Origin of the sequence: Methanolobus sp. WCC5 (assembly GCF_045690325.1) — an archaeon.
Lineage (GTDB): Archaea > Halobacteriota > Methanosarcinia > Methanosarcinales > Methanosarcinaceae > Methanolobus.
This window is the reverse complement of the sequence record NZ_CP146981.1, coordinates 676,783-701,760: the sequence shown is the minus strand read 5'-3', so window position 1 is coordinate 701,760 and position 24,978 is coordinate 676,783. Positions and strand designations below refer to the sequence as shown.

Annotated in this window: 24 protein-coding genes; 19 read left to right on the top strand and 5 right to left on the bottom strand. The window is 46.2% G+C overall.

The features are described 5' to 3' along the window. The first annotated feature begins 23 nt into the window (after positions 1 to 23). The 4 genes from V7O64_RS03350 (at position 24) to V7O64_RS03335 (ending at position 4,062) form a co-directional block, all read left to right on the top strand. A complete protein-coding gene (locus tag V7O64_RS03350) occupies positions 24 to 1,034 on the top strand; it encodes a type II glyceraldehyde-3-phosphate dehydrogenase (RefSeq protein ID WP_407356619.1) in 1,011 nt (336 codons plus the stop codon). Between the two features lie 24 nt (positions 1,035 to 1,058). Next, the gene (locus V7O64_RS03345) at positions 1,059 to 1,880 is read left to right on the top strand and encodes a bifunctional fructose-bisphosphatase/inositol-phosphate phosphatase (protein ID WP_407356618.1); all 822 of its coding nucleotides are present in this window, start codon (positions 1,059 to 1,061) and stop codon (positions 1,878 to 1,880) included. Continuing rightward, positions 1,867 to 2,700 (top strand): NAD(+)/NADH kinase, encoded by an 834-nt coding sequence (locus tag V7O64_RS03340; protein WP_407356617.1) that lies wholly within the window; start codon positions 1,867 to 1,869, stop codon positions 2,698 to 2,700. The genes V7O64_RS03345 and V7O64_RS03340 overlap by 14 nt, the downstream gene beginning before the upstream one ends. A 189-nt stretch (positions 2,701 to 2,889) precedes the next feature. Next, positions 2,890 to 4,062: a homocitrate synthase family protein gene (locus tag V7O64_RS03335; RefSeq protein WP_407356616.1), complete on the top strand. Its 1,173-nt coding sequence runs from the start codon at positions 2,890 to 2,892 to the stop codon at positions 4,060 to 4,062. On the opposite strand, the gene V7O64_RS03330 is transcribed toward V7O64_RS03335, so the two are convergent. The 3 genes from V7O64_RS03330 to V7O64_RS03320 all read right to left on the bottom strand — a co-directional run bounded on the left by V7O64_RS03330 (position 4,059) and on the right by V7O64_RS03320 (position 6,218). After that, entirely contained in the window at positions 4,059 to 4,643 is a 585-nt protein-coding gene (locus tag V7O64_RS03330) for a TIGR00288 family NYN domain-containing protein (protein WP_407356615.1), read from the bottom strand. The genes V7O64_RS03335 and V7O64_RS03330 overlap by 4 nt on opposite strands. A 291-nt stretch (positions 4,644 to 4,934) precedes the next feature. Further along, entirely contained in the window at positions 4,935 to 5,351 is a 417-nt protein-coding gene (locus V7O64_RS03325; protein ID WP_407356614.1) for a hypothetical protein, read from the bottom strand. A gap of 3 nt (positions 5,352 to 5,354) precedes the next feature. Then, entirely contained in the window at positions 5,355 to 6,218 is an 864-nt protein-coding gene (locus V7O64_RS03320; RefSeq protein ID WP_407357250.1) for a rhomboid family intramembrane serine protease, read from the bottom strand. A gap of 378 nt (positions 6,219 to 6,596) precedes the next feature. Here V7O64_RS03320 and cdhA point away from each other — a divergent pair, with 378 nt between their 5' ends. The 7 genes from cdhA (at position 6,597) to V7O64_RS03285 (ending at position 15,059) form a co-directional block, all read left to right on the top strand. Further along, positions 6,597 to 9,008, top strand: coding sequence for a CO dehydrogenase/acetyl-CoA synthase complex subunit alpha (gene cdhA, locus V7O64_RS03315; RefSeq protein WP_407356613.1), 2,412 nt, complete (start codon positions 6,597 to 6,599; stop codon positions 9,006 to 9,008). A 1-nt stretch (position 9,009) separates the two neighbouring features. Next, positions 9,010 to 9,522: a CO dehydrogenase/acetyl-CoA synthase complex subunit epsilon gene (gene cdhB, locus V7O64_RS03310; RefSeq protein WP_407356612.1), complete on the top strand. Its 513-nt coding sequence runs from the start codon at positions 9,010 to 9,012 to the stop codon at positions 9,520 to 9,522. 30 nt (positions 9,523 to 9,552) lie between these two features. Then, a complete protein-coding gene (cdhC, locus tag V7O64_RS03305) occupies positions 9,553 to 10,980 on the top strand; it encodes a CO dehydrogenase/CO-methylating acetyl-CoA synthase complex subunit beta (RefSeq protein ID WP_407356611.1) in 1,428 nt (475 codons plus the stop codon). 12 nt (positions 10,981 to 10,992) lie between these two features. Beyond that, positions 10,993 to 11,745: an AAA family ATPase gene (locus V7O64_RS03300; protein ID WP_407356610.1), complete on the top strand. Its 753-nt coding sequence runs from the start codon at positions 10,993 to 10,995 to the stop codon at positions 11,743 to 11,745. A 26-nt stretch (positions 11,746 to 11,771) separates the two neighbouring features. Then, positions 11,772 to 13,100 carry a CO dehydrogenase/acetyl-CoA synthase subunit delta gene (gene cdhD / locus V7O64_RS03295; protein WP_407356609.1) on the top strand — a complete coding sequence of 443 codons (1,329 nt, stop codon included), beginning with the start codon at positions 11,772 to 11,774 and terminating at the stop codon, positions 13,098 to 13,100. A gap of 3 nt (positions 13,101 to 13,103) precedes the next feature. After that, a complete protein-coding gene (gene acsC, locus V7O64_RS03290; RefSeq protein ID WP_407356608.1) occupies positions 13,104 to 14,513 on the top strand; it encodes an acetyl-CoA decarbonylase/synthase complex subunit gamma in 1,410 nt (469 codons plus the stop codon). A 198-nt stretch (positions 14,514 to 14,711) separates the two neighbouring features. Continuing rightward, positions 14,712 to 15,059, top strand: a complete 348-nt coding sequence (locus V7O64_RS03285; protein WP_407356607.1) for a hypothetical protein — start codon at positions 14,712 to 14,714, stop codon at positions 15,057 to 15,059. A gap of 103 nt (positions 15,060 to 15,162) precedes the next feature. Here the strand turns inward: V7O64_RS03285 and V7O64_RS03280 are convergent, their stop codons facing one another. Continuing rightward, positions 15,163 to 15,342, bottom strand: coding sequence for a hypothetical protein (locus V7O64_RS03280; protein ID WP_407356606.1), 180 nt, complete (start codon positions 15,340 to 15,342; stop codon positions 15,163 to 15,165). 188 nt (positions 15,343 to 15,530) lie between these two features. Further along, positions 15,531 to 15,683 (bottom strand): hypothetical protein, encoded by a 153-nt coding sequence (locus tag V7O64_RS03275; protein WP_407356605.1) that lies wholly within the window; start codon positions 15,681 to 15,683, stop codon positions 15,531 to 15,533. 410 nt (positions 15,684 to 16,093) lie between these two features. On the opposite strand from V7O64_RS03275, the gene V7O64_RS03270 reads away from it, so the two are divergent. The 8 genes from V7O64_RS03270 to V7O64_RS03235 all read left to right on the top strand — a co-directional run bounded on the left by V7O64_RS03270 (position 16,094) and on the right by V7O64_RS03235 (position 24,975). After that, the gene (locus V7O64_RS03270) at positions 16,094 to 17,155 is read left to right on the top strand and encodes a DUF362 domain-containing protein (protein WP_407356604.1); all 1,062 of its coding nucleotides are present in this window, start codon (positions 16,094 to 16,096) and stop codon (positions 17,153 to 17,155) included. Positions 17,156 to 17,210: 55 nt separating this feature from the next. Continuing rightward, positions 17,211 to 18,263 (top strand): 60S ribosomal export protein NMD3, encoded by a 1,053-nt coding sequence (locus tag V7O64_RS03265; protein ID WP_407356603.1) that lies wholly within the window; start codon positions 17,211 to 17,213, stop codon positions 18,261 to 18,263. 14 nt (positions 18,264 to 18,277) lie between these two features. Further along, positions 18,278 to 19,444 (top strand): ATP-grasp domain-containing protein, encoded by a 1,167-nt coding sequence (locus V7O64_RS03260; RefSeq protein WP_407356602.1) that lies wholly within the window; start codon positions 18,278 to 18,280, stop codon positions 19,442 to 19,444. Positions 19,445 to 19,645: 201 nt separating this feature from the next. Further along, positions 19,646 to 20,143: a transcription factor gene (locus V7O64_RS03255; RefSeq protein ID WP_407356601.1), complete on the top strand. Its 498-nt coding sequence runs from the start codon at positions 19,646 to 19,648 to the stop codon at positions 20,141 to 20,143. Then, positions 20,127 to 20,651, top strand: coding sequence for a TIGR00295 family protein (locus V7O64_RS03250; RefSeq protein ID WP_407356600.1), 525 nt, complete (start codon positions 20,127 to 20,129; stop codon positions 20,649 to 20,651). The genes V7O64_RS03255 and V7O64_RS03250 overlap by 17 nt, the downstream gene beginning before the upstream one ends. Before the next feature lie 107 nt (positions 20,652 to 20,758). Continuing rightward, positions 20,759 to 21,391 carry an archaeal proteasome endopeptidase complex subunit beta gene (psmB, locus tag V7O64_RS03245; RefSeq protein ID WP_407356599.1) on the top strand — a complete coding sequence of 211 codons (633 nt, stop codon included), beginning with the start codon at positions 20,759 to 20,761 and terminating at the stop codon, positions 21,389 to 21,391. Positions 21,392 to 21,537: 146 nt separating this feature from the next. Continuing rightward, positions 21,538 to 23,448 (top strand): beta-CASP ribonuclease aCPSF1, encoded by a 1,911-nt coding sequence (locus V7O64_RS03240; RefSeq protein ID WP_407356598.1) that lies wholly within the window; start codon positions 21,538 to 21,540, stop codon positions 23,446 to 23,448. A gap of 342 nt (positions 23,449 to 23,790) precedes the next feature. Further along, on the top strand, positions 23,791 to 24,975 hold the full coding sequence (locus V7O64_RS03235) for an AAA family ATPase (RefSeq protein WP_407356597.1): 1,185 nt from the start codon (positions 23,791 to 23,793) through the stop codon (positions 24,973 to 24,975). Positions 24,976 to 24,978: the final 3 nt, after the last annotated feature.

The window sequence follows — 24,978 nt, the reverse complement described above, 5'->3', positions numbered from 1 at the left end:
AGATAACAGAGGAAGGGAATAATATGTCAAAAGTAAAAGTTGCGATAAACGGATATGGTACAATCGGTAAAAGAGTTGCTGATGCTGTTACCATGCAGGATGATATGGAGATAACAGGTATTGCCAAAACAAGACCGAATTACGAAGCTTTCATTGCACACCAGAAAGGCTATGAGGTGTACACACTTGCCGATAGGGTGGATGCCATGAACAAAGCAGGTATCCCTGCTGCGGGTACTGTGGAAGATATGATAGCAAAGGCCGATGTGGTCGTTGACTGTACTCCGGGAGGAGTTGGTGAGAAGAACAAGGCACTCTATGAGAAAGCCGGTGTCAAGGCTATCTGGCAGGGCGGTGAAGATCATGAACTTGCAGGCTGCTCGTTCAATGCTGACGCAAACTATGCCCAGGCACTGGGAAGGGATCTTGTAAGGGTTGTTTCCTGTAATACCACAGGCCTTTGCAGGGTCATCTATCCGCTTGACCGGGAGTACGGTGTGAAGAAGGTGAGGGTCACGCTTATGCGCAGAGCTGCCGACCCGAATGATATCAAGACCGGCCCTATCAATGCCATTGTGCCAAATCCTATAAAGCTGCCTTCACACCACGGTCCGGATGTGAGGTCAGTGATCCCTCATATCAATATTACCTCGACTGCAGTGAAGCTGCCTACGACCCTGATGCACCTGCACACACTTAATATAGAACTTGAGAAGGATTGCACTGCAGATGATGTGAAAGCCCTTTTCGCAAAGCAGTCACGTATAAGGTTCGTGGGGCAGGGTATCAGCTCAACAGCGGAGATAATGGAACTTGGAAAGGACCTTGGACGCCCAAGAGGTGATATGTGGGAGAACTGCATATGGGAAGACTCTGTAACAATGTATGATGGTGAGCTTTACTTCTTCCAGGCAATCCACCAGGAATCCGATGTAATTCCTGAGAATATCGATGCTATCCGTGCCATGACAGAACTTGAGAGCGATGGCGCAAAATCCATAGCAAAGACCAACAAGGCAATGGGAATTCAATAAAGATCGAAGACAGAGCCGGCTCTTATGCGCTGTTCAGATGAATTCCTCAGGCTCAGTGAAAGGATAGCTGATGCGGTGTCTGAGGCCATTGAAGGACTTGTCGGCACCAGGGATGCCGGCAGGGTCCTTTATACAGGTGCTGACGGGACACCCACTAAACTGATAGATGATGTTTCCGAAAAGGCTATTTTTAAGCTGCTTACAAAAGAGGATAACCCTTACAGGGTCATAAGTGAAGAAGCAGGTGAGCAGATAATAGGAAAGGCTCCCTGTTACACGATAATAATCGATCCCATAGACGGCACTTATAATGCCTGCTCCGGAATACCTTTTTACAGCATATCACTTGCCGTTACCGGGAATGATGTCAATGACATCCGTTTTGGATATGTGAGGAACCTTGCAACAGGTGATACATTCTATGCAGAGGCCGGGAAAGGGGCTTACCTTAATGGTGTACGGATCAAGCCATCTGACAACAGGGACATTAGCAGGTTCTGTATCAGTATCTATGGTCACCGGCACAATACCCGGGAGGCTGCTATCCTGTCACGAAGTGTCAGGAGGGTAAGGGCCCTTGGAAGTGTGGCACTTGAACTGTGCTATGTTGCTGCAGGAAAGATAGATGCGTTTGCGGATGTCAGGGGAACCATGCGCATGACCGACATAGCCGCAGGAAAGCTTATCATCGAGGAAGCCGGGGGTATTGTCACCAGCGGGTGCGGTGAGTCTTTAAAGCTGGAGGACAAAGTAATAATGAGCAGGGTTAGTGTTATTGCGTCTAACGGATATGCACATGACAAAATCTTAAAGCTTTCAGCAGGGATCTTACATGAAGGTCAGTAAAATAGGAATAGTATCGCGGTTTGATCAGCAGGATGCACTTGAGATGGTCCGGCGGATCTATGATGAATTCGGTTCAAAGGTCGATGTCTTCCTTTCACCCGGGACCGGAGAACACCTGGGGATCAAAGAGAACCTGCTGCCGGTTGAAAAGATGCGTGATGAAGGTGTCGAATTAATAATCTCGGTCGGTGGCGACGGGACAGTACTTCGGAATATATCTAAGATGAGGGACCCTTTGCCTGTTATCGGAATAAATATGGGTAATCTGGGTTTTCTTGTGGATGTTCCGCCGGAAGATGCGATAAAGGATATTGATGATGTACTCAAAGGTTTCACTTACACCGAACGTTCCAGGCTCAGCGTATGCCTGAACGGAAAAAGGCTTCAGGATGCTACCAACGAGATAGTGCTTATAACGGCAAGGCCTGCAAAGATACTGACATTCAGGATATCAATTGATAATTCCCGGATAGAGGATCTAAGGGCAGATGGGGTTGTATTCGCCACACCTACCGGTTCAACTGCCTATGCCATGAGTGCAGGCGGACCGATCGTGGACCCAAGGGTCGATGCATCAATAATCGTGCCCCTGGCACCTTTCAAGCTTTCTGCAAGACCCTGGATAATACCAGGCAGAAGTACTATAAAAGTGGAGATGACCATCCCTGAAAAAGAAGCTGCTGTTGTGATAGATGGTCAGCATTCCTATAGCATGAAGGAAAATGATATTGTGACAATAACAAAAGCAGAACATCCTGCAAGATTTATTAGCAGTTCTGTGAACGGTTTCTACGAGAAGGTACAGAGTAAACTGGCCTGATCACCAGCGCAACTTAAAAGCATGTGGTAAATTGGGGATGGTTTGCTGAATGGTGCATAATTTTTCCTCCCATGAACTAGATAAACATTGCTCTTGACCGATTATGGGTGATGTGGAAAATCCACTCAAAAAACCTAAAAGTTATATAATGGAACTTGGAATTGTCAGACAATCACAGGAGCCAGAAGCATGTCCGAACATAAAGATTACTCAAGAAACAAGCTTATTGATTATTTGAATTTGCCCCCTCTTGACATTGAGATATGCGATGTGACCCTGCGTGACGGAGAACAGACACCAGGAGTGGTGTTTACCAGGGAGGAAAAGATTGCCCTTGCCCAAAAACTTGACTCTTTAGGTGTGGAAATAATCGAGACAGGTTTTCCTGTGGTATCCGCTTCCGAAAAGGATGTCGTAAAGGAAATAGCCGGTATGGGGCTGAATGCAAGGACATGTTGCCTTGCAAGGTCAAAGATGAGCGATGTTGAGACGGCTGTTGACTGTGATGTGGATTTCATCAGCATATTCATTGCAATGTCAGACCTTCATCTTAAGTATAAGTACCATAAGAGCTGTGAGGAAATGTTCTCCTGTGCCATGGAGGCAGTCCAGTATGCAAAGGACCATGGTGTGGGTGTAAGGTTTGCAGCCGAGGATGGCAGCAGGACAGATATCGAAGTACTGAAAAATGCTTTCAGGGCTGCTGAGGATTATAAGGTTGATTATGTGAGCATTGCGGATACTATCGGTATATTGAACCCGAGTACAACTCACTATCTTGTAAGTGAGATCAAAAAAGTCGTGCGAACACCCATATGCATCCATTGTCATAATGATCTGGGTATGGCCACTGCAAACACCCTTGCTGCGGCGGAAGCGGGTGCAAAGCAGCTTCATACTACCGTTAATTCTATCGGTGAGCGCGCTGGCAATGCCTCACTTGAGGAAGTGCTTGTCTCACTGAGGATCCAGTATGGTATCGACAGATATGACGTCGCAAAGCTTACGGAGCTTTCCCGGATGGTAAATGAGTTTTCCGGAATTAAACCTGCCATTAATAAGGCTATTGTGGGAGAGCATGTTTTTTCCCATGAATCCGGTATCCATGTATGTGCAATTCTCGAAGAACCACGTACATATGAACTATTCAGTCCGGAAATGGTGGGCGGCATGCGCCACCTTATCGTGGGTAAACATACGGGTATGAAAGCCCTGAAAGGAATCGTCGGGAGCATGGGCCATGAACTTTCCAATGACGAACTTGTCTCTCTTCTTGACAGGATAAAGAACTGCACCGATACAAAACGCGGAATATCCCCATCAAGACTTGAGACCATGATCACTGAAGCGAAGAAGCATTAATAGTCTATCAATGCATCTTTCTTCTTGCGGGAATTTTGAACGATCTCCTTATCACGTGCAACACCAGTGTCTTCTTCCGGTTCCATATCCTCGTAATTCATCTGGTCGTTCTCAAGTATTATCACATAGTCCGCAGAGTTTCTCAGGGCTGTGGAAAAGCCAGGTTCCACACCAAAAATGATGGTCTCTTTACCATGCTCGTTGGCTTTGTTCAGCAGGGGTTTGAAGTCAGCATCCCTGGTAACAAGTGCCATTGTATCAATGGTAGGGTTATAGACAAGCTCCATCCCTTCCACGGCAAGTCTTACATCAACGTCACTTGAACAGATGATAGGTTCGAATCCGTTGTTCTCAATGGCCTCAACAAGTTTATCGGAAGCATACTGGTTCAGGAAAACCCTTCCTATCTTGACATTGCCATATTCCTTCAGGACATCCCTGATCTCCTCGAGATTTACATTGAACTCCTTGCGCAATACGTTCGGTCCGTCTACAAGAAGACCTATGCTGCGTCTTCCTGTCTCTTTTTTTGTACTGAGGTATTTGACGATGGAGTTGAGTCCGGTTTTCACATTAGCCATGATGCCTCGCTATAACAATATATAATGACAGCTCTTTCAGAGCGCTTTATTCCAACAATTTCCATAAATGTGATTTTTGCGGGATGCATAAATATTTATACGTGCAATAATGCAACATTACATTATAAATTACTACTATTATACATTGATCATACACTATTTGACTAGTTTTATTAATTAAACTTAATTATAAATTATGGTTCAGATCAATAAGATCAGACTGTTACCGGGTTAAACCTTCCTTTCATAGTATCACATAAGGAGTGCTGTCTGCCAGACAATTTCCCGGAATCAATGCCCCAGCATTTCTGCAAGTGATCTTTTTTTTATGCAGGCCTTCGATCTGATGTTATCTTCCAGAATGAAGTGATTTACAAGCCTTCCCCCACATCTCTTTCTTGTAAAAAGGATTTCTCCGCCATGTTTTATAAACATATCCATTATTTCTTCAAAACGGGCTTTTTCCATATCCGTTAGTTCGATCAGGCTTTCACCGTCGTAGAACCAGTTATAGACTCTCAGGAGGGTTATTTCCCTTACCCGTTTCAATCCTTCTGTGTCCCTGAAATCATCAACATAGACCGAACGTTTGAGCTCAGGAGACCATCCTGCAAGTTTTTCCTGCATTTCAATGAACTGGATGGGTATGAACTCTCCCTCTTCAGGCCGTGGAAAAAGCCTGGCAAGATTGTCTGCTTTTCCTGCCATTTTTCACCTTCTGTAGGTCGTGGATCCGTAACGTACCTGCGCCCTTTTGATACGGCTGCCCATGAGCAGGCCAACAAAGATACCGCTCAGGTGGGCTGTGTGGGCTATCATGTCATTTGAGCCCAGCAGGATAAAATCAAAAAAGGCAAAGAGGATCAGAGCATGTGTTATCTTCATCGGTATGAAGTAGACGTATACCTTGATCTCAGGTGCGATTATTGCAAGGGCTGCAAAGACACCCATTATGGCACCACTGGCGCCGACAACCGGGATGTCCGGCCTGCTGCTTGTCAGGGAATATGCTATGGCAGCAACAAGGCCTGCGGCGAAGTACACAGAGAGGAATACCTTTTTCCCGGCTCTTCTTTCAAGCTCGGGTCCAAAGAAGAAGAGTACCAGCATATTGAAGAATATATGCATGAAATCCGCATGGATGAACATGTGTGTTAGCAGGGTCCAGGGATGGGAAAATTCCAGTATCCGGGCAGGTACCATATGGAAAAGCTGCTGATAGCCAGGAATAAGTATCTGCAGGAGGAATGAGAATATACAAAGGTAGATTATCGCCATGGAGGGGCTGCTTTTCATGGAGTAGCTGAAATTGCGTCCGATTCCTTTTACCGCACCTTTTGCAGCATATTTTGCAGTGTTTTTCAGTGCATCCTTAAATATATCGTCACTAGTGCTGCTTCCATGGCCGGGGCTGGTCCTGTAGGTTCCATGCCTTTTGAGCTTTTCAAGGCCTTCACAGGCATGTTGCTCGGGGAGCCTGTGTCCGGTACAAAACGTTTTTCCACAAAAACGGCATCTAAAAGGTATATTCTCTTCCTTGCCGCATATCCAGCATTTCCTGTCCAAATAATTCACCATGATCAATGCTTCTTATCTGTAGACAAGCATCGAATAAAACCATTTCCAAAGAAAAATGGATCAAAGGCACTTCTATTTATCCGGTAGTTCGAATAATCGCGACAGATTCGGAACACTTATATGTGAAAATCGTGTATTCAATGCATTTATCAGGATAGTTTGTTGTTTATTGTCAGGATTTCTATGTGGAACATTGGACAAATGTTCACAAATAATCATGATAGATTCCGGAAACTTTTTTATATAGGATGATGTTATTAGAACAACCAGCATAACAGTTGTAATAATATTATGAACAATCAAGTGAATAACAATAAATAATAATATAATGTGCTTTCGTAGCACTCGTACACCTATAAAGGAGGACAAAACAATATGAGCGACATACCAACTGGACTTATTTCCATTGATGAGCTGGAAAATGTTCAGATAACGATCGGCAAGATAGTCGGTGCCATAGAACAAAAAGCAAAAGAAGAAGGAGTTGAAGTAGGGCCTACTCCAAAACCGGGGATATCGACCCTCAGGAATTGGGATCATACAATTTTGTCCCGCTACCATCCGGTCTATACGCCTGTCTGTGACCAATGTTGTTACTGTACTTATGGAAAGTGTGACCTGTCCGGAAACAAAGAAGGAGCATGCGGCATTAATATGGCAGCTCATAATGCCAGAGAAACGCTTCTTAGGGTAATCACCGGGGCTGCTGCACACTCTGCACACGGGCGCCATATTCTTCATCACCTGATCGACCTTTACGGACATGACAAACCCATAGAGATGGGACCTTCAAACCTGCTTGCACCCAACACACTGGCAGTTACGGGTATCAAACCTGAGACCCTTGGAGACCTTGAAGAGGTTCTGGATTATGTTGAAGAGCAGCTAACCCAGCTTCTTGCTACGATCCAGGTTGGACAGGAGGGAGGAGCAATTGACTTTGAGTCAAAGATCCTCCATGGAGGAATGCTCGATCATGTTGGGATGGAAGTATCAGAGCTTGCACAGGTATCATCAATGTGTATGCCAAAGTCAGATCCCGACACCCCGCTGGTTGACATCGGCATGGGTTGTATCGATGCAAGCAAACCAGTACTTCTTGTAATAGGTCACAACGTTGCAGGTGTTACCTATATTATGGACTATATACATGACCATGACCTTGATGACAAGATAGAGGTTGCTGGCCTTTGCTGTACTGCCATTGATATGACACGCTACAAAGTAGAGAATGGAGGGAAGCCACGTGCCAAGATAGTTGGTACAATGGCAAAGGAACTAAAGATGATACGCTCAGGTGTTGCTGATGTTATCGTTGTTGATGAGCAGTGTGTCAGGGCTGATGTTCTGGATGAAGCAAAGAAGCTCTCCATCCCGGTTATAGCAACAAATGAGAAAATAATGTATGGGCTGCCTGACAGATCAGCTGATGATCCAAAGGACATTATTGATGACCTTGCAGGCAGGAAGGAAGAAGGTGCACTTATCCTTGATTTCAATGTGCTAGGGCAGGTTGCACCCGAACTTGTGCTAAAGATGGCAAAGATACGCGATGAGATGGGAATAAAGGCCCTTCCAAAAGAAGAAGAGCTGCAGGGACTTGCGTCAAAGTGTGTATATTGTGGTGCATGTGAGATGGATTGCCCTGACAACCTCCCGATCATGGAAGCCATGAAAGCCGGGGTTGAAAGTGATTTCACTAAGTTCGAGTTTCTGCACGACAAGTGCATAGCTTGTGGGAGGTGTGACCAGGCATGTCCAAAGGATATCCCCATACTCAACCTTATAGAGAAGGCTTCCCAGAAGCTGATCCGTGAGGAAAAGGGATATGTACGTGCAGGCAGGGGACAGATAAGTGATCCTGAGATCCGGGAGGAAGGAGTGAACCTTGTCCTTGGTACAACGCCAGGTATCATTGCAATGGTTGGTTGCTCCAATTACGCGGATGGCACAAAGGATTATTTTAAAGTTGCAGATGAGATGCTAAAGCGCAATTATATAGTAATTACTTCCGGATGCGCTGCCATGGATCTTGGTATGTATAAGAATGAGGATGGTGAGACCCTTTATGAGAAGTATCCGGCAAAGTTCCTTGCAGGTAATCTCATAAATGTAGGATCATGTGTATCTAACTCACATATCACAGGGACAGCTATAAAGGTGGCAGCAATATTTGCCCAGAGACAGGTTGCCGGTAATTACGAAGAGATAGCTGATTACATAGCAAACCGTATAGGTGCTGTTGGTCTTGCATGGGGAGCATATTCCCAAAAGGCAGTTTCTATCGGGTCGGGATGTAACAGACTTGGAATACCTGTTGTAGTCGGACCTCACGGATCAAAATACAGAAGGGCTCTTATTGGAAAGCCCTATGAAGAAGAAGAATGGAAGGTCTATGATGCAAGAAATGGTGAAAAGATGCCTATACCCGCAGCACCTGAGTTCCTGCTTACCACTGTGGAATCTGTTGAGGAACTGCTTCCGATGCTTGCAAAGAACTGTATCCGTCCGTCTGACAACAACATGGGCAGGATGATAAAACTCACCCATTATATGGAACTGAGCCAGAAATATCTGGGCCATATGCCTGAAGACTGGTACAAGTTCGTCAGGACCGAGACCGACCTTCCGCTTGCAAAGCGTGAGGAGCTTCTTAAGATCCTTGAGAAGGACCATGGATGGGAGATCGACTGGAAACGCAAGAAGATACTTTCCGGACCGTCAATGAAATCTGATGTCTCAGCCCAGCCCACAAATGTAAAGAGACTCTGTAAGGGGGAATGCTGAAATGGTCGATACCACCAAGAACACACAGATATATGAGACATGGGGAAGGAAGGTCGCAAAGCCCGTTAACCCAAATGTGGCAGCCAAAGTGATAGCAAAAGCCAAAAGACCTCTTCTTGTAGTTGGTTCTGAGACGCTAAAGGACCCAAAGCTTGTAGAGAAGGCTATATATATAGCAAAGAAAGGAATTCCGGTAGCAGCTACCGGACATTCCATCACTGTACTGCTAGATAAAGGCATAAATGCAAAATACATCAATATCCATGCACTAGCAACATTTCTAGGCGATTCAAGATGGGGTGGTCTGGATGGCAATGGCACCTATGACACAATTGTTTTCCTTGGACACAGGAAATATTATCTTAACCAGGTGCTTTCAGGTCTTAAGAATTTCACTGACCTGAAGACCCTTGCTATTGAAAGGCATTTTATGCAGAACGCTACATTGTCTTTTGGCAATCTCAGACCCGAGGTACATCTTGAAGCACTTGACGAATTTATTGAGAATCTATAAGATTAATGCTGATAATACGGAGAACTGATAATGGCAGATGAATTCCCTTTTGAGATCTCTCCTATGTTTGAAGGAGAGAGGATTAGAAAAGATGGTATGTTTGTGGAACTTGCAGGGCCTAAGTCCAAAGGATTCGAACTTGTAAGGGCAGCAGACATGGATGATGTTGAGGACGGTAAGTTTACACTGATAGGTCCGGACATTTCGGATATGGAGGAAGGCTCAAGATATCCTCTTGCAATGATCTACAAGATCGCAGGAGAGCTTGTGGAAGCTGACCTTGAGTCCATTGTGGAGAGAAGGAACCACGAATTCCAGAACTACATACAGGGCTTTATGCACCTCAACCAGAGGGATGATGTCTGGATGAGGGTCAGTAAGGATGCAGTTGCAAAAGGCATGACATCCTTTGAACCTGTTGCAAAGGCCATAATGATGCTGTTTAAGAACGAGCTTCCCTTCATAGAGAAAGTTGAGGCTATCTACATCACAGATATGGATGAGATAGAGAAGGAAGTCGGGAATGCAAGGGAAGTCTACAAGGCAAGGGATGAGAGGACACGTGACCTTCATGACGAGGATGTGGACACTTTTTACGGCTGTACTCTCTGTGCATCATTCGCTCCGACAAATGTCTGTGTGGTAACACCTGACAGGATATCGCTTTGTGGTGCCATCAACTGGTTTGATGGCAGGGCAGCTGCAAAGGTAGACCCCGAGGGTCCCCAGTTCGCTATTCCAAAAGGTGATGTCATAGATGCGGAGTCCGGGGAATATACCGGTGTCAACGAGGCTGCAAAGAGATTATCAAGCGGTGAATACGATCGTATAAAACTGCACTCCTTTTTCGAATACCCTCACACATCATGCGGATGCTTTGAGGTAGTGGGATTCTACATTCCAGAAGTTGACGGTATCGGATGGGTCGACAGGGACTTTGCAGGCACGGCGCCAAACGGTCTTCAGTTCTCCACCATGGCAGGGCAGACAGGCGGAGGTAAGCAGGTCGTCGGTTTCCTTGGAGTAGGTGTCAACTATTTCCGTTCACCAAAGTTCATCCAGTCCGATGGTGGCTGGGGCAGGGTCGTATGGATGCCCAAGCTGCTCAAGGACAAGGTATTTAACGACATTCCTGAAGACATCCGTGATAAGATAGCTACTGAAGAAGATGCCACCGATGTAGAGGGTCTGCGTACCTTCCTCAAGGAAAAGGACCATCCGATACTTCAAAGGTGGGTAGAGGAAGAAGAGGAAGTACCTGAAGAGGAAGAAGCACCTCAGGCAGCTGCGCAGGGAGGGTTCAGTGCTCCCCAGATGATGCAGATGCCTGCGAATTTCATGCCAGCAGGTTCCATGCCATCAATGTCCATGACGGGTGGCGGCTCAGGCGGCGTGAAGATCATACTGAAGAATGCGAAGGTCAGCATCGACAAGGTGCTCATTAAGAAACAGGACTAAGAGAGGTCTTCTGTGGCTAAGATCATTGCAGTGACAGGAAAAGGCGGAACAGGGAAGACTGCAACGACCAGTCTTCTTATCCGTCATCTTACAAGGGGTGACAAGGTCGTCCTTGCAGTTGATGCGGATCCGGACACCAATCTGCCTGAGACCCTTGGGTGTGAGCCCGGCAAGACCATTGGAGACATAAAGGAGTTCATGCACGAGGAACGTGACAATCTTCCCCCGGATATCAACAAGGAATCTATACTGGAGGGAAAGCTCTATGAGATCCTTGAAGAGATGCCCGGGTATGACCTGCTGGTCATGGGAAGGCCCGAGGGTTCAGGTTGTTACTGCTATGTCAACAATCTTCTTCGTGGCATTATGAACAAGCTCGTGGACAACTATGACATTCTCATCATTGATGCTGAGGCCGGACTGGAGCATTTCAGCCGGAAGATATTCAGGAACGTCGATGACCTCATAGTTGTTACGGATGGCTCGCGCAGAGGACTGCGTACCGCCGAACGTATCAGGGAACTTGTAGGTGAGCTTGAAACGGAAGTCTCCAATATCTATGTTATTGCGAACAAGGTCACAGATTCAAACCGCGAGAAGATCGCCGGTACTGCTAAAGAGCTTGGTCTTGAACTTATAGGAATGATCCCCGTGGACGAGATGATAATCCAGCGAGATCTTGCAGGGGAACCTTTATTTGATCTTCCTGACGATTCTGTTGCAGTACAGGAAATTGAGAAGATCGCTCAGAAACTTGGTTTGTAACAAATATATCATATGGTGGAATGCACATGACAAATAAAATGAAATTGAAGGAACTCAGTGACATGCTGCAGGACCTCAATGTGGAATCACTTGAAGGGGTGACCATTGAAGGTGACATTGAGCTTAACATCTCCGGAGGCGGAGGCTTAAATCCCGCTTTTGCATATGCACTGGGGCATGAGATCTCCCAGATATCCCTGCACATGGCTAACATCGGAAGGATGCTTGGATTCCCTGCTGAACAGTTGTTCGCATCTGCTTTTGGAATGGGTGAGATGCCACAGCCAGGAACACTTCCGTCCCAATCCCAGAAGATACAGGAGCTCCTTGCTTCCAAATTCGAGGTTTCAAAGATCGATAACTGGAAGAACCCTATACAGGAAGTCACACTCGGTGCAACGTCAGCTGACGGAGGCTCCAGGAAGAGCACAGTGACCATTGGAGGCGAGAATGCACTTCCGTATTACTTCGACGCCCCGATGCCCCACAGGAACTATATCACAATGGATGTCTTTGACATGCCCATAGGTATGGCAAAGGCTGTCAAGGGCAACTATGAGGATGTAATAAACGACCCTGCCGAATGGGCAAAGAAGGTCGTGCGCGATTTTAACGCAGACATGGTGACCATTCACCTTATTTCAACCGACCCGCTTATCAAAGACACTTCTGCAAAGGAAGCCGCAAAGGTCGTGGAGGATGTGCTGCAGGCAGTGGATGTACCAATCGTTATCGGTGGTTCCGGTAATCCCGAGAAGGACCCTGAGGTGCTTGAGAAGGCAGCAGAGGTTTCAGAGGGTGAGAGGGTACTGCTGGCTTCAGCAAGCCTGAACCTTGACTATGAGAGAATAGCCAGGGCAGCTATCAACCACGGGCATGTGGTCCTTTCATGGACCCAGCTTGAGATCAATGCCCAGAAAGAGCTTAACAGGAAGCTCATGAAACAGTGCAATGTCCCAAGGGACAGCATTATCATGGATCCCACAACAGCAGCCCTTGGGTACGGTCTTGACTATGCATACACCAATATGGAGCGCATAAGGCTTGCAGGTCTTATGGGTGATGACGAACTTACATTCCCGATGTCATCCGGTACCACAAATGCATGGGGTGCCCGTGAGGCATGGATGGTCTCATCTCCGCTTAACCAGGACTCTGACTGGGGACCAAGGGAATACCGTGGACCTATCTGGGAGATCGTCACAGGTCTTGCACTCTCGCTTGCAGGTAACGATATGTTCATGATGATGCATCCGACATCTGTCCAGGTGCTCAAGGAAATAACGCAGACCCTCTACGGCTCTATCGAGGCCCAGGAGATAGACATCAGCAACTGGATAGGAGCGGAGGTGTGATAAATGAAGATCAACAGCCCTCTGGAAGCTTATAAGTTCCTGCCCGCAACCAATTGTGGTGAATGTGGTGAAGCTACATGTATGGCCTTTGCGGCACATCTTATAGACAGGTCAAAGAAGCTCACAGACTGTACCCCTATCCTGCAGGATAAGTTCAAAAAGAAGTTTGAGGAACTGGATAAACTCCTGGCACCTGAGATAAGGGAAGTGGAGATCGGTGTTGGTGAGAAGATCGTAAAGATCGGCGGGGACGATGTACTTTACCGCCACAAGCTTACATTCTTCAACCAGACGACGCTCGCCTATGATGTATGGGATACCATGGATGAGAAGGACCTTGTTGAAAGGGTAACATACATCCAGGACTTCAGGAAGTTCTATGTGGGTAATTTCCTCACCGTGGACATGGTGGCAGTGCGCTGCACTTCCAATGACCCGGAAAGGTTTGCCGCAGCCGTTAAGAAAGTTGTGGGAACAACCGATCTGCCTATCATTCTCTGTTCATTCAATCCGGATGTGCTCAAAGCAGGCCTTGAGGTGGCAAAGGACCGTAACCCCCTCCTCTATGCCGCGAACAGGGACAACTGGAAGGAAGTAGCTGACCTTGCACTGCAGTATGATGTACCTGTGACCCTCTTTGCACCGGATGATCTTGATCTGCTCAAGTCCATGGCAAAGACATTTGCTCAGATGGGTACGGAGAAACTGGTACTCGATCCGGGAACCTTCCCCACAGGCAAACAGCTCAAACAGACCTTTAGCAACTTCGTCAAGGTGCGCAGGGCCGGAATAGACGGTGACCGTGAGATAGCATATCCGATAATGGCAGTCCCCTTCACAGCGTGGATGGCCCATGATGACCCGGTCAGTGCATCTTACTGGGAGACTGTAGTAGCATCAGTGTTCACCATCAAATACGGTGATATAATGATCCTTCACAGCACAGAGCCCTATGCAATGCTGCCGCAGCTGCACATCCGTGACACCATCTACACCGATCCGAGAAAGCCTGTAATGGTCGATCCGGGCATGTACAGGGTAGGAGAGCCAACAGCGGACTCACCGGTACTTGTCACGACCAACTTCGCTCTTACATACTACACAGTAGAGAGTGATATCTCATCCAACAAGATCGACTGCTTCCTCTGGGCCATCGATACTGACGGTATCGGTGTTGAAGCTGCAGTTGCAGGCGGACAGCTAACTGCCGCCAAGATAAAGAAGGGAATAGAAGAATCCGGATTTGACCTTAAGAAGGACACATCACACAACACCATCATTCTCCCGGGACTTGCCGCACGTCTGCAGGGTGATGTGGAGGATGAGACCGGTGCAAATGTCATGATAGGTCCTGCTGATTCCGGAAGGATACCAGGCTGGATGGAAAAGAACTGGCCACCCCAGAAGAAATAAGATGTTTAACAAGGTGCTATGTTCTCATAGCATCCTCTTATTTATTTCAGCTTGATACATGGTCTGTTAAAATTATTTTGGACGGTCTTGGATCATTCAAAATACTATTTTATTTTGTTCCATTTTATTTTTGTATTTAAATAGTATCCATACACAAAATTATTATACTATATGTATGTGCTTTTAGGTTGGGATAAGATGGATCTGATCATACGTAGCAACAATAGTATCGAACTGACAAAGGACGGAATGCATTGCGTTATCATGGGTGATGTAAAGGATGTCAGGGATGAGCATATTGAAAAACTGGCCGAGTGGGCAAGATGCCTGTGGGACTATGATAAGATCACCATGTGGAAAAAATCAGACTCAATGAGTCCTGGCTACTTTGTACGTAACAGCGAGGAAGGCAAATACAAAGTGCATGTCCTTGATGATGACCAGAAGGCTGACCTTTTCGCAGGCGCGCGCAAGGACAGTCCTGAAAGTATAGAAGACTGGGAAAAAAAAGAGTTGCTTGTCTATATTGACTGGTTTGTGGAGTGAAGGGTTTCAGGCTGGTTTTTTAATCCAGGTGTAAACCCACATCATACTCCTGTATTCCTGTCATTTCATTATCATTGCATTGCATTATATTTATGCCTGACATTCAGAAACCGCATTCATCGATCAGTATCTCCTGGAGGTGGTCCCTGCTGAGGTCAGCAGTTACCTCTGATTCAAGATACTTCAGGAATTCGCACTTTCCCGTTCTTACAAATATTATGCAATTGCGGCAGTAAAGATCTTTGTTCTGTGGTGAATACCCCAGCTCTTCGATCATACACATGCTTCCACCCCGTTATCTTTACTGGCAGTGTTTGTAATATCCTTTGCAGAAGATATCCTTCCGCATTCTCTGCAATAATAGAATACATTTGATCCTATTAATTGCCGCTTAAGTTCATTGTGACATTTTTCGCAGCATAAATATCCATTTTTCATCAGTTCATCCCACACCAGATAGTACTTGCAGTTTTACTTTGCTTCCATTCCGCCTATCATGAAACGCATAAGTTCCAGGTCCTCTTTGTCCATGGACCTTTTGTACTTTCCATTGACAACAGATAGGAGGCAAATATCTGTTCCATTATTTGTATATGTTTTTACACATTTTTGAATGTTACGCATTATTTCTTCCTCTTCAATTCAGATCAAAACATAATACTTCATTCCCAGATATATACAAGATGCATGTAATCTATATAGATATTCCAAAAATATATTCATTTATCAGTTTGATCAAACATGAGGCAGGTTTAAAAATTTCGTATTTCTGGCTCTGTAGAAAACCTATTATCAATAATTTATGAACCGCAGATACACTCACCTCTTACAGAGTTGAGTGCCTGCTAAACATCCGTTTAGCAGGTCACGCTGATGCACGCAGATATTGTTTTTAGTCATCAGGGTTTATCCGTGTTCATCTGTGGTTTATTAATAATGAAAGGATTTCTACAGAGCCGTATTTCTCATAATGCATAATGTCAGAATCATTTATAAGTACTGGAATGTAATTCCTATATGCAGAGGTTATTGGCATGAGTGAAGTCTTTTTTAGAGCTGCTGAAGAGATAGGGCCCGGGAACACCCAGATAGACCAGATAATTGATATTTTCCCAAAGATCTCCCCTGTCAGGCAGGGAGATATCGTTGCAATAAAGATACATCCCGGCGAACTTGGTAATACCACCTATGTGCGTCCTGTTATCGTAAAGACGGTCACAGACCTTGTAAAAGAGGCAGGTGGCATTCCTTTTATCACAGACACCACTGTGCTGTACAATGGAAAACGTTTCAATGCCGCTGATCTTCTGTGCACGGCTGCAACCAATGGTTTCACACATGCAAGTATGGGTGCTCCGGTGCTTTGTGCAGACGGCTTACGTGGAGAGGACTCCGTTACCGTGGAGGTTGGCGGAGAGATCCTGGACAGGATAACAGTGGCATCTGCAATTGCAAAGGCTGACTCCATGATAATGATATCCCATTGTAAAGGTCACCCTGCTTCCGGATTTGGAGGCGCGGTAAAAAACCTTGGAATGGGGTGCCTTGATAAGGCAGGCAAGACAGCTGTGCACGAGGTTGCAAGGCCTGATATCGATATCGATAAATGTGTCGGGTGCAAAAAATGCCTGAAATACTGCCCATGGGGTGCTATCACAGTTGACGGGGGAAAGGCCTTTGTGAACAAAGAGCTATGCAGAGGTGAGCTTTCCTGCCTGGGCAGCTGTGCTTACCAGGCTATAGTACCTCCTGCAGATGCTCCTCTCAGGATGCAGGAGCGGCTGGGAGAGGCAGCTGTGGGACCGGTAAAGCTGCTGCCCGGAAAGATAGGTTATATCAACTGGATATTCGACCTTACTCCGGGATGTGACTGTTTCAACTTCTCAGCACCCGTTTTTTCAGCTGATGTGGGTATCACTGCTTCAAGGGACCCGGTTGCCATTGATATGGCAAGCCTTGACCTTATAAATGAGAAGATGAGGGTCACAAAGAGAGGATGTATCAACGATGTATGGGGTATAGACCCCATGATACACCTGCAATATGCCCAAAAGCTTGGTGCCGGCAGCATGGACTATGAACTTATACGCCGGTAAAAAGCTCTCCGGGTGGAGCGCAAACAATATCTAATAGACTATGGTATCAAATCCGATGAACAGTACCATTTGCCCCAGATGCGGGAACCAGACCCACAGGCTCTTTGACGGACGCTGTAAAAGCTGTTTCCTGGAGAATTTCGTCCTTGCGGAAATAGCGCAGGTGCTGCATGCAAAGATCTGCTCGGGTTGCGGGGCACGTTATGTAAAAAGCAAGTGGGTCAATTACGGCAGTCTTGAGGATGTCGTGGTCCATACTGCAGAAGACGCACTTTTCGTACATGCCATGGCCCAGGACATTGAGATATACATTCAGCCCCGTGCCATGACCCCTTACCTTTATAAGGTTCACATTGAGGTGGATGCCATGCTGCTTGATGAGATGTTCCATCAGGAGCTTGAGACAGAGGTCCGCATCCTGCGGGAGTCATGTGATATGTGCAGCCGCATTTCAGGAGGTTATTTTGAGGCCATCATACAGATCAGGGCCACTAACCGTATTCCCGGTGATGATGAGCAGAAAGAGTGTATGGGTATCATCAATGATGTGCTGGAGAGAATGCGCCATAAAGGGGACAGGCTGGCATTCATATCCAATACCCTGGAGATAAAGGAAGGTACCGATCTTTATGTAGGTTCTTCCAATGCAGCCCGGCACATATGCAAGGATATCAATTCCCGCATGGGGGGCAGTTTTAGCGAGTCAGCCACACTGCAGGGAAGAAAAGATGGAAAAGATGTGTACCGCATCACTTTTTCATTGCGTCTCCCTGAATTCATGCCCGGGGACATTATAGAACATAAAGGGAAAATAATTGAGATAAGGAGGTTTGCCAGGCATGTCACAGGTACCGATATCGAGACAGGGGCACGCTTCACGGCAGATCCTGATGAACTGGAAGGGGCACTGCTTGTTGCAAAAAGAAAGGATCTGCCAGGGACGACCCTTGTGGCAATTGAGAATAACGATATTCTTGTACTTGATCCGGATACCTATGAGACAGTGACCATCAGGAAACCACCAATGTTCAATGCCCCCGAAGGGAGCGATATAGCTGTTGTCAGGACGAGTAAAGGTCTTATTGCCCTTGCGGACCTGTCCGGGTAAAAGGTCCGGTTACCATGAAAAACATCCTTGTTATCGGATTCAGCACCCGCAATATAATCTGTTCGGGAACCCGGGCAGGCTACAATATGTATTCCATCGATGCTTTCTGTGATCATGACCTTATGCAATGTGCAGCAGGTGCAAGGAAACTGGAACTCTCAGGGACATTTGATATCAAAGACATCAGCCCCGGCCAGCTGGAAGCCCTTATTAAAGCTTTTGATGTTGAATTCGATGCAATCATAGCTGGTTCCGGTTTTGAGGCGATATGTCCTGAGCTACTGCCATACAGCTTACTTGGCAATGAGCCGCAGACAATGGCAGCAGTGTCGGACAAATATCGCTTTTCTAAGATCATGGGAAGACTTGGTCTGCCACATCCAAAAACGGTCCTTCTTTCTGAAATAGGGAGCCTCAGGTTGCCGGTGATGGTCAAACCCGCATGTTCTGGGGGTGGCATCTTCAACATGAAAGTTGAAAATGAGAAGGATATGGGGATCCTCCGTGAAAAACTGAAGGATAGATCATTTGGGCCGGCAAAGGGCAGTTTCATTGCCCAGGAATACATAAGTGGCACACCTGTAAGTGTTTCGTTGATATCCACAAAGGAGAAGGCAACTGCTGTTGCGGTGAACGAGCAGCTTGTTGGCACACCATGGCTTACTGACATTCCCTTTGCGTACTGCGGGAACATAACACCCTATGATACTCCCTGGGCCCCGGAAATGAAAAGGATAGCCGAAGAACTGATACTGGAGCTGGGGCTTACAGGCTCCATAGGCGTGGATCTTATCATTGGTGAAAATGGCCCTGTGGTCATTGAGGTGAATGCACGTTTCCAGGGAAGCCTGGATACTGTTGAAATGGCAACAGGTATAAACCTGTTTAATGCGCACCTGCGGGCTTTTAAAGGAGAAGCCTGCATTGCACCTGCAAGGGAAATACAGTATGCAGGTCGTGCAATACTCTATGCGCAAAAGGATATTGTGATCAGCGCTGCAGCTCACAGGGCCCTGCTTTGTCAGAACGTATGTGATATTCCTGCCAGCGGTCAGTTAATAAATGCCGGCGAGCCTGTGATCTCGGTAATATGTACGGGAAAGGACCGTGAAGATGTCCTGTCCTGCCTGAAGGAAAGCGTCATGTTTATACGTGAAACGCTGAATCTACTTCAATCCTGATACATGACCTGGGCGGACCTTATCCCCGAAGTATTATGAAGGAATGATCCATACAGAATGAACCACATAATAACCAATGCAGCAATGATCCGGAATAACCCTGGAACAGGCCGGCGATGTTGTTGCAAGGTAAAGGTCTGCACGCAAAGATTAATATCTGAATACATTGCATTTAGCATGCACATCATGAGGTGAAATTTTTTGATAGATTTGAATGATCCGGTTGTAAGGGGCTATCTCGTTCGGCTGGTGGGTGAAGATGGACTGCTGATGATAGAGAACATGCCTGAAGGTGAGGTGACTGATGAACAGATCTCCCAGGCCACAGGTATCCTTTTGAACATAGTCCGAAGAACTCTTTTTATCCTCAATGAGAACAAGCTTGCAGTCTGCAGGCGTGAACGTGATTCCAGTAGCGGATGGCTTACATACCTGTGGACTCTTGATATGACCGATATAGGTCCCCAGTTGATGAAGGAAAAGAAAAGACTGGTCAAAAACCTCAGGGTCAGGCTCAAATTCGAGGAGGACAATGTGTTTTATGCATGTCCCGAAGGATGTATCCGCATGAACTTCAATGAGGCTACTGAATGTGAGTTCCTGTGTCCTGACTGCGGTGAGGACATGATGTATGACGATAACAGTGCATTTATGAAAAAGATAGAAAAAAGACTGGCTTTCCTTGATAGGGAACATTAGGATGATATCCCGTGAGAATGCTCTTGGGATCCTGAGGGATTCGGGATGCAGTGAAAAGGTCATCGCTCATTGTGTGGCTGTTGCCGCTGTGGCCCTTGAGATCGCCCAGGGGCTGAAAGATGAGGGCATGGATGTTGATATCGGACTTGTTGAGATAGGCGGTCTGCTTCATGACCTTGGAAGGGCAAAAACCCATGGGATGGACCATGCCATTGCAGGTGCGGAAATTGCAGCAGGGCATGGCATCGATACGGCGGTCATCGAGATAATCAGGCGTCATATAGGGGCCGGTATAACAAGGGAAGAGGCAAAGGCCATGGGTCTTCCTGATGATGATTATGCGCCGGTGACAATGGAGCAGAAGATCGTTTCCCATGCAGATAACCTTATTAAAGGAACAGAGCGGATACCCTTTGAAATGCGGATAAGGAAAATGAAGGAAAAGAACGTTGACAATGCTGTTATTGAACGTTATCAGGCACTTGCCAGAGAAGTAGGCGTGTACTGAGCAAGGGATAAATATATATATAAAAATTGCTAATGGGTTACTGATGCATTATCATGCATGATACATTTCTCAGATTTATTTTCTCATTTTTGTATGAGGTATAATTAATGGTTAATGATAAACATTTAAAGGGTACAACCACTGTAGGGATAGTTTGCAATGACGGTGTTGTTCTTGCAACCGAGCAGCGTGCAACAATGGGGAATTTCATTGCAAGTAAAACTGCAAAGAAGATCTACCAGATAGATGATCTGGTAGCTATGACCACTGCAGGTTCTGTGGGTGATGCACAGCAGATAGTAAGGGTCATCAGTGTGGAATCCAAATTATACAAAATGAGGCGCAAGGAGTCCATGACCATTAAAGGTCTTACGACATTGCTGTCCAATATGCTCAGCGGGCAGAGATACTATCCTCTGATGGTCCAGCTTCTGGTCGGAGGATATGACAAGAACGGTCCTGCCATATATTCACTTGATGCCCTGGGTGGCAATATCGAAGAGACAAAGGCTGTAGCCACGGGCTCAGGTTCTCCTATGGCCTATGGTGTGCTGGAAGACCGCTACAAGCAGGACATGTCCACCGAGGATGGTGTAGAACTGGCCGTAAGGGCACTCCATAATGCAATGAAGAGGGACTCAGCCTCCGGTGAGAACATAGATGTGGTTGTCATAACCAGGGACAAATACACCCGGCTTGACCAGGAAGATGTCAAAAAGATGAGGGAACAATTGAATTGATATGATGATAATTTGATCTCTTTCATTTAACATTATATTTAATATAACATTTAACATAATATTTAATATCACATTCAGTATAAAGTTTTGAATATAGTTTTTTAACTATACCATATTTTTTACTTTTTTATAGGAAGGCTATTTTAATGGCGGTAGAAGAAGTACTATCTGATCTGAAGAAGAAAATAGAAGAAAAACTACCTAGTGGTACTACTATTTCTGGTGTTGAGTTTGAAGGCCCGCAGCTCGTCGTTTATACAGAAGAGCCTAAGAAATTTGCAGATAACGGTAATATTGTCAGGAACCTGGCAAAAGCATTGAGGACGCGTATTGTGGTACGTCCTGACCCGAAGGTGCTTATGCCTCCCGAGGAATCTATCCAGAAGATCATGGAGACCGTTCCCGATGAGTCCGGAGTATCCAATTATCATTTCGATCTTGATGTTGGGGAGGTGATCATCGAGGCGGAGAAACCGGGACTTGTTATCGGTAAACATGGGGAGACCCTCAGGGAGATAACAAAGAAGATAGGATGGACCCCCAAGGTAGTGAGGACGCCTCCTATTAAATCACGCACGGTACAGAATATACGTGAGTTCATGCGTACCAACCATAAGGAAAGGAAAGAGATCCTCAGGTCTGTGGGAAGGAAGATACACAGAGGATGCACTTCAAAGGATGAATGGGTCAGGGTCACTTCACTGGGCGGTGCAAAGGAGGTCGGAAGAAGCTGTTTTATAATCTCGACCCCCGAGTCACGGATTATGATCGACTGTGGTGTCAATGTCGGCTCTGATGACAACATGACGCCTTACCTCTATGTTCCCGAAGCCTATCCTATCAACCAGATAGATGCGGTGGTGCTTACTCACGCTCACCTTGACCATCAGGGTCTTGTGCCGCTTCTCTATAAATACGGTTTTGAAGGTCCTATTTACTGCACTCCCCCCACAAGGGATCTGATGGCACTGTTGCAGCTGGACTTTATCGATGTTGCATCAAAGGAAGGCAAGAGACCCCCGTACAGTTCTGCGGATGTGAGGGAGGGTCTTAAACATACCATTGTCCTTGATTATGAGGAAGTTACGGACATAGCCCCGGACATCAAGCTCACATTCCACAATGCAGGACATATCCTGGGTTCTGCGGTTTCCCATTTCCACATTGGTGACGGGCTTCACAATGTGGTCGTCACAGGTGATTTCAAATATGAGAAGACAAGGCTCTTTGATGCTGCAGTTAACAAATTCCCCCGTGTGGAGAGTGTTATCATGGAATCCACTTACGGTGCTTCCAATGCCACCCAGCCTTCCCTTCAGGAGGCTGAGGCCAATCTTGAGAACATTGTCAATTCAACCCTTCAGAAGAACGGGATAGTACTGATCCCTGCCTTTGCTGTGGGAAGGAGCCAGGAAGTAATGATCGTGCTGGAGGATGCGATACGCAATGGCCGTATACCCAATGTCCCTGTCTATCTTGACGGCATGATATGGGAGGCAACGGCTATACATGCAACATATCCCGAGTACCTTAACAATGACCTGCGCAAGCTTATATTCCAGAAAGGGCAGAATCCCTTCCTTGCAGAATGCTTCAAGCCTGTGGATTCCAATGAGCTGCGCCAGAAGATAATAGACGAGCCCCACCCATGTGTCATCCTGTCAACATCCGGTATGATGAGTGCAGGTCCTGTCATAGAATATTTCAAGGCTTTTGCAGAGAATGAGAACAATACCCTTGTCTTTGTAGGTTACCAGGCAGACGGGACACTGGGAAGAAGGATACAGAAAGGATGGAAGGAGATCCCCCTCTCAGGCAGCAATGGCACACATGTTGTAAAGATGAATATGAATGTAGAGGTTGTGGACGGTTTCTCCGGTCACTCCGACAGGAGACAGCTGATGGAATACATCAGGAAGATGAAGCCACGCCCTGAAAGGGTCTACACAGAGCATGGCGATGAACGCTCATGCATAGACCTTGCAAGCTCCATCCACAAGAAGAACAGGATGGAGACAAAAGCCCTGGTAAATCTGGAAACAGTACGGCTGGTCTGACCGTACTTCTTTTTGTTTTTTTCTCACCTGGCATGATACGTATCTACGCATCATGCAGTGCATTTTTAGCAGGTGGCTCTTGTTTTTGTGGGGCTGGAGAATGTTCTTCAATTCAGACGATATTCATTTTTAGGTAGTGGACATTAGTTGATTTTAGATCTAGTTTATTTTAGATGTAGTTGATTTCAAATATAGTTTGTTTCAAGTATAGTCAATTCCAAATATAGTCGATTTAAACTATGCTCAATTACAACTATGCTCAATTCCAACTATAGTTGATTGCAGATCTGATCCATTCCACAGATAGTTAAATTTAAATATCGTCAAATTTAACTATATAGCATGACAGAACAGATATTTGTCGTTGGAGGGGAAGTGGAGCCTCCGTTCTTTATTGGCAGGGATGAGGAGGTGAGGAGGATCAAAGTGGATATCCTCTTCTCGGCACAGAACAATGTGATAATCGGTCCGCGAAGGATCGGGAAGACATCGCTTTTAAAGAACCTGAAAAACAGTGTCCGAAGTGATGTGCTCTTTGTACCGGTCAATTGCAGGAAAATAACAGAACCTGCAGACCTTTTCAGACAGACGGCCCATGCACTGGTCCTGGCCTATGAAGAGAAACATAAGATAAAGGGCCTTGCAAAGAAATTCTCTGAGGTGTTCAGGGGAAAGATCACCTCAGCAACACGTTCCATCTCAGAGATCGGAGGCAGTATCGAACATGTGGGTAATGTCTATCTGAGGTTCCGTGAGGATGATATCAATGAAGAGGAACTGATAGCAGAGACCTTCAGGTTTGTCCAGAGGTTTGCAAATGAGATAGAAGAGCCTACAGTTGTCGCCTTTGATGAGTTCCAGGAGCTTAGCAAGTTCCCGGGTAATATTTTCGGCCATCTTAAAAGCCATATGGACAGCCATCCCAATGTCAGGTATATCTTTTCGGGATCCTCTGTATCCCTGCTTCATGAAGTGTTCCTGAAGCCGGATTCACCGCTATATCTGATGGCTGCCAGGGTCCGGCTTGAGCCTATCAAAAAGCAGGATGTGGCTGCTTACATCCGTTCACGCCTAAAAACCCAGGACATAGGGATATCCGACCCCGCACTTGAGAGCATATATGAGTATACAGATGGCTTTCCTTTCTATTTCCAGAAACTTGGTTTCATCCTCTACCAGAACGCCATCCTTGGGAACAGGGGATCCATAGATGCCGGGGATGTGGACATTGCATTCACTTCCATGCTCCGGGAGTTTGACAGTGAGTTTGAGGCCAGGTATTCCTCCAAGTTCAGCAGACAGCAACAGGAGATACTTAAATACCTCTCTGCCAGCAGGACGCGCAGGCTCAGTGAAATAGCCAGGGACATGCAGAAACCGGCCTCATCACTTACCACCTCCATGCGCGATCTCTATTATACGATGACCGTGCAAAAACCACAGGAAGGTACCTACGGAATACTTGATAATGTGTTCCGGCTGTGGCTTGCCAGGAATATACTGGGGGATAATGAAGTATCCATATGAATG

Excerpts from the sequence above, each read along its gene's own strand:
- V7O64_RS03350 (WP_407356619.1), top strand. The coding sequence starts at position 24 with ATGTCAAAAGTAAAAGTTGCGATAAACGGATATGGTACAATCGGTAAA.
- V7O64_RS03335 (WP_407356616.1), top strand. The coding sequence starts at position 2,890 with ATGTCCGAACATAAAGATTACTCAAGAAACAAGCTTATTGATTATTTG.
- acsC (WP_407356608.1), top strand. The coding sequence starts at position 13,104 with ATGAAGATCAACAGCCCTCTGGAAGCTTATAAGTTCCTGCCCGCAACC.
- V7O64_RS03275 (WP_407356605.1), bottom strand. The coding sequence starts at position 15,683 with ATGCGTAACATTCAAAAATGTGTAAAAACATATACAAATAATGGAACA.
- V7O64_RS03280 (WP_407356606.1), bottom strand. The coding sequence starts at position 15,342 with ATGTGTATGATCGAAGAGCTGGGGTATTCACCACAGAACAAAGATCTT.
- V7O64_RS03330 (WP_407356615.1), bottom strand. The coding sequence starts at position 4,643 with ATGGCTAATGTGAAAACCGGACTCAACTCCATCGTCAAATACCTCAGT.
- V7O64_RS03265 (WP_407356603.1), top strand. The coding sequence starts at position 17,211 with ATGAACAGTACCATTTGCCCCAGATGCGGGAACCAGACCCACAGGCTC.
- V7O64_RS03270 (WP_407356604.1), top strand. The coding sequence starts at position 16,094 with ATGAGTGAAGTCTTTTTTAGAGCTGCTGAAGAGATAGGGCCCGGGAAC.
- V7O64_RS03260 (WP_407356602.1), top strand. The coding sequence starts at position 18,278 with ATGAAAAACATCCTTGTTATCGGATTCAGCACCCGCAATATAATCTGT.
- V7O64_RS03285 (WP_407356607.1), top strand. The coding sequence starts at position 14,712 with ATGGATCTGATCATACGTAGCAACAATAGTATCGAACTGACAAAGGAC.
- cdhD (WP_407356609.1), top strand. The coding sequence starts at position 11,772 with ATGACAAATAAAATGAAATTGAAGGAACTCAGTGACATGCTGCAGGAC.
- V7O64_RS03235 (WP_407356597.1), top strand. The coding sequence starts at position 23,791 with ATGACAGAACAGATATTTGTCGTTGGAGGGGAAGTGGAGCCTCCGTTC.
- V7O64_RS03345 (WP_407356618.1), top strand. The coding sequence starts at position 1,059 with ATGCGCTGTTCAGATGAATTCCTCAGGCTCAGTGAAAGGATAGCTGAT.
- cdhC (WP_407356611.1), top strand. The coding sequence starts at position 9,553 with ATGGCAGATGAATTCCCTTTTGAGATCTCTCCTATGTTTGAAGGAGAG.
- cdhB (WP_407356612.1), top strand. The coding sequence starts at position 9,010 with ATGGTCGATACCACCAAGAACACACAGATATATGAGACATGGGGAAGG.
- V7O64_RS03240 (WP_407356598.1), top strand. The coding sequence starts at position 21,538 with ATGGCGGTAGAAGAAGTACTATCTGATCTGAAGAAGAAAATAGAAGAA.
- cdhA (WP_407356613.1), top strand. The coding sequence starts at position 6,597 with ATGAGCGACATACCAACTGGACTTATTTCCATTGATGAGCTGGAAAAT.
- psmB (WP_407356599.1), top strand. The coding sequence starts at position 20,759 with ATGGTTAATGATAAACATTTAAAGGGTACAACCACTGTAGGGATAGTT.
- V7O64_RS03340 (WP_407356617.1), top strand. The coding sequence starts at position 1,867 with ATGAAGGTCAGTAAAATAGGAATAGTATCGCGGTTTGATCAGCAGGAT.
- V7O64_RS03325 (WP_407356614.1), bottom strand. The coding sequence starts at position 5,351 with ATGGCAGGAAAAGCAGACAATCTTGCCAGGCTTTTTCCACGGCCTGAA.